Source organism: Ideonella sp. P3_A4 (genome assembly GCF_056403075.1).
This window is the reverse complement of the sequence record NZ_JBFUGE010000529.1, coordinates 1-4,246: the sequence shown is the minus strand read 5'-3', so window position 1 is coordinate 4,246 and position 4,246 is coordinate 1. Positions and strand designations below refer to the sequence as shown.

Here is a 4,246-nt window from a genome sequence, read left to right as displayed (position 1 = left end):
ATCTGCTGCTGGTTGGCGCACAGCATGCGGTGCGTGTTGATGACGACCTTGGGCGTGCCGGTCGAGCCGCTGGTCAGCAGGTACTTGGCGTGGGTGTCGGGGGTGATGGTGGCAAAGGCCTGCATCACCGCCGGCGTTTCGTCAGCCGCAGCAAGCTGCTCAACGTCCAGTGCACCAGGCAACTCGGTGGCGCCGCGGCTGAAGACGATGGGCCGCGTGCCACGCGCAGCCCAGCTGGCGATCGGCGGGCCGTAGACGCTGGGCTCGGCGGCGTAGACCAACGCGGGGTCCAAAGCATCGAGGATGGCGTGGACCTTGGCGTAGTCCTTGGTCAGCCGGCAGTAGGCGCTGGAGACCGTGCAGACCGGCCGGCCGACGTGCATGGCGGCGAGTGCCAGCAACGCGTGGTCGACCGCGTTGTCCGACAGCACGACGACAGGCTTACCAGCGGGCAGGCGGAGGAGCAGGCCTTGGGCGATGCGGCCGACCTGATGGCGTGCCTGTGCGTAGCTGAGCTGGCGCCAACCGCTGCCGCCGTCGCGCTCGGCCAAGAACAGCGCGTTCGGCGTCGTACGGGCCCAATRCTCCAGCCAGTCGCCGATGCAGCGGGCAAAGGGTTGCAAGGCCTCGGCGCTGCGCAGTACGAAGCCGCCGCCCGCCAAGTCCTCTCGCAGCACGCGAGAGGGCGCCAAGGCGCCCGGGTCACCGAAGGGTTGGATCATGCTCATGGTCAAACTCCGAGGCAAGCGGCCAGCGCATCGCTGCCGGCGAGCGCAGCGGCCTCGCCAGCCAACACGACCTGGCCCTTTTGCAGCACGACCAGACGGTCGGCCTGCGCGGCCACCTTGCGGTAGTCGCGGTCGACGATCAGCGTGGCGATGCCGCTGGCGCGGATCTGGCCGATCACGCGCCAGATCTCGGCCACGATCAGCGGCGCCAAGCCCTCGGTGGCTTCGTCAAGGATGATCAGGTCGGGGTGCGTCATCAACGCCCGGCCAATCGACAACATCTGCTGCTCGCCGCCCGAGAGCTGGTTGCCCTGATTCGTCAGCCGTTCGGCCAAGCGGGGAAAGGTGTCGAGCACCCGTTCCAAGGTCCAGTCACGCCGACCCTCGCGGCTGGGGCGAGCAGCCATCACCAGGTTCTCGCGCACGCTCAGGTTCGGGAACACGCCGCGGCCTTCGGGCACGTAGCCGATGCCAGCGCGCGCCACCTCGTGCGGTGCGCAGCGCGACAGGTCTTGTCCACGCACAGCGATGCGGCCTTCGCGCTGCTTCACATGGCCCAGCAGCGTGCGGATCAGCGTCGACTTGCCCATGCCGTTGCGGCCGAGCAGGCCGACGGTTTCGCCACCGTTCACCGTAATGTCGACACCGTGCAGCACGTGGCTGGAGCCGTACCAGGCGTGGATGCTGCTTGCTTCGATGATGGGGGCGGCCATCTCAGTGGCTCCTTGCGTTTGAGGCCGCTTGAGGCGATCTACGTGCCACGGTCGTGCGAGGCCGGTGGCTCGGGGCACGTTCTCCGGTCCGGCTCGCGGGGAGATGGGGTGCGCTTGCTACGGACTCTCGGTCTGCAACGTGTTCTCGTGTGGCGGTTGGGGCGACCGCGAATGAGGACCTCCGAACGCACCCCGAGCCACCGGCCAGGGCACCCAGGGTGGCATGCCACTGCGTGCCGCGCCATGGACGGTGCCAGCAGGGTGGGGGTGGTGTCCCCGGGCGCCGGACCTCATTCGCGGTCGCCCCAACGACAGCCGKGCACCACGCTGTTGATGGAGATGCGGCGCGCAGTCCGCCGACAGTGGCCCGCGAGCGGACGGCGAACGGGGGCACCGCCCCCACCCTGCCGCCGCGACCGCAGTACGCTCGAAGCGAGGCTTCTCTCATCTCAATGCCCGCCCAAGTAAGCCGCCTGCACCGCAGGATCGTTGCGGATGTCTTCAGGTTGGGCCGACGCAATGACCGCACCATTGACCATCACGGTGATCCAGTCGGCGATGCGAAAGACGGCGTCCATGTCGTGCTCGACCAGCAGCGTCGCGTGGCCGGCGCGCAACTCACTCAGCAGCGCCAGCATGCGCTCGGTTTCTTCGGCGCCCATGCCGGCCAACGGCTCGTCGAGCAGCAGAACCTTGGGCGCCGTGGCCAGGCACATCGCAATTTCGAGCTGGCGCTTCTGGCCGTGCGAGAGCAGGCCGGCCGGGCGATCGAGCACATCGTTCAGGCCGGCGCGTGCGCTGGCCTCGCGTGCGGCGCCGAGGCTGCGCTCGCAGCGTGCCGCGGCCTGCCACCAAGCCCAAGGATGTTGGTACGTAGCCTGCGCAGCGAGGCGGCAGTTCTCCAGCACGCTGAAGTTCGGGAAGATGGTGTTGCGCTGGTAGCTGCGGCCCAGGCCGGCGCGGGCGCGGCGCGGTTGCGTCCAGGCGGTCACGTTTTCGCCCATCAAAGCCACCGTGCCAGCCGAGGGCGGGATCTCGCCCGACAGCATGTTGATCAGCGTCGACTTGCCGGCGCCGTTGGTGCCGATTACGGCGTGCACCTGTCCCAGTGCGAAGTCGAGCGACACACCGTCTACCGCGACCAGTCCGCCCCAGCGGCGTGTCAGGCCCTCACAGCGCAGCAGCGTTTCGCTCATTTGCTTTCACCGAACAGACGCAGCCGCACCAGCGCCGGCAAGCCGATCAGCCCGTTCGGCAGCAGCGCCACACTGGCGATGATGGTGGCGCCCAGGCCCAGGTGCCAGTGCTTGGCGAAAGAGCCGAAGACGGCTTCGCTCTGGAACAGCTCCTGCAGCAGCGTGAACGCAAAAGCGCCCAGCACCGCGCCGCGCAAATGACCCAGGCCACCGAGGATGATCATGATCAGCACTGCGCCCGACTGGTGCCACGACAACAGCTCGGGGTTCACGAAGCCGTCTTTGACCGCGAACAGAAAGCCCGCCAAGCCCGCGATGCAGCCCGACACGACGAAGGCCGCGAGCTTGTACGGATAGGTCGAGTAGCCGGCCGCGCGCATGCGCTGTTCGTTGGCGTGGATGCCGGCCAGTGCGCGGCCGAAGCGCGATCGGGCCAGCAGCGCGAGCTTCGCGAACACGCCGAGCAGGCACACCAGCACCAGGTAGTAGAAGGGCAGCGGCTTGTCGAGGTCGACGATCGTCCAGCTGCCGATCGCGAGCGTCGGCTTGAAGTACAGGTAGATGCCGTCGGTGCCGCCGCCCAGCGGCGTGTCGTGCACCACGTAGTAGGCCATCTGCGCGAAGGCGAGCGTGACCATGATGAAGTAGACGCCCTTGGTGCGCAGCGACAGCGCGCCCATGAACAGCGCGTACAAGCCCGACACGCCGATGCACGCCGGCAACAGCCACCACATCGAGGCCGAGTCGGACTCGGGCGACAGTCTCACCGCGGCGTAGCCCGCCAGCCCGAACAACGCCGCCTGGCCGAAGCACACCAGCCCCGTCATGCCGACCAGCAGCTCCAAGCTCAAGGCCAAGATCGCGAAGATCATGATCTTGGTGACGAGGTCGACGCCGAAGCTGCCTGTCAGCAAAGGCAGCAATGCCAACGCCAGCACGGCCGCCGCAACGAATGCATGCTTGCCCAGTTGCGTGCCCGTCATGCCTTGAACAGCCCGTCGGGCTTCCACAGCAGGATCAGCGCCATCAGCACATAGACCAACACGCCGGCGGCTTGCGGGAAGACGACCTTGCCGAAGGTGTCGACCAGGCCGATCAGCAGCGCTGCGAGCAGCGCACCGCGGATCGAGCCAATGCCGCCGATCACGACGACGACGAAGCAGATGATCAGCACCTGGTTGCCCATGCCCGGGTAGACCGATGACACCGGTGCTGCGACCATGCCGGCCAGCACCGCGATCGCGACGCCGGCCGCGAACACCACGCGGTACAGAAACTTGATGTCGACACCAAGCGACTGAACCATCTCGCGGTTGCTGGCGCCGGCGCGGATCATCATGCCCAGCCGCGTCTTCGCGAATACGACATACATGCCCAGTGCCAGCAGCAAGCACACGCCGGAGATGAAGAGCCGGTAGACCGGGTAGCTCATCAGGTCACCGAGCGCGATGCTGCCCGTGAGCCATTCGGGCGGCGCCACGCTGTGCACCTCGTCACCGACGAGGATCGAGCGCAGCTCTTCGAAGACCAGGATCAGGCCGTAGGTCATCAGCACCTGCTGCAGGTGCTCGCGCTCGTAGAGAAAACTGAAGAAGGCCCACTCCAGCAC

General features: G+C 67.3%; 5 protein-coding genes. All 5 read right to left on the bottom strand.

The genetic code is table 11. The features are described from left to right. Window positions 1-728: AMP-binding protein (locus AC1DYI_RS28255; protein ID WP_477207446.1), on the bottom strand; the 728-nt coding region annotated here is incomplete at its 3' end. Window positions 729-730: 2 nt separating this feature from the next. Next, window positions 731-1,441 (bottom strand): ABC transporter ATP-binding protein, encoded by a 711-nt coding sequence (locus AC1DYI_RS28250; RefSeq protein ID WP_477207445.1) that lies wholly within the window; start codon window positions 1,439-1,441, stop codon window positions 731-733. A 449-nt stretch (window positions 1,442-1,890) separates the two neighbouring features. After that, a complete protein-coding gene (locus AC1DYI_RS28245; RefSeq protein WP_477207444.1) occupies window positions 1,891-2,637 on the bottom strand; it encodes an ABC transporter ATP-binding protein in 747 nt (248 codons plus the stop codon). Next, the gene (locus tag AC1DYI_RS28240; RefSeq protein ID WP_477207443.1) at window positions 2,634-3,620 is read right to left on the bottom strand and encodes a branched-chain amino acid ABC transporter permease; all 987 of its coding nucleotides are present in this window, start codon (window positions 3,618-3,620) and stop codon (window positions 2,634-2,636) included. Before AC1DYI_RS28240 ends, AC1DYI_RS28245 begins: the two co-directional genes overlap by 4 nt. After that, the coding region (locus AC1DYI_RS28235; RefSeq protein WP_477207442.1) for a branched-chain amino acid ABC transporter permease at window positions 3,617-4,246 on the bottom strand (630 nt) is incomplete at its 5' end. The genes AC1DYI_RS28235 and AC1DYI_RS28240, both read right to left, overlap by 4 nt.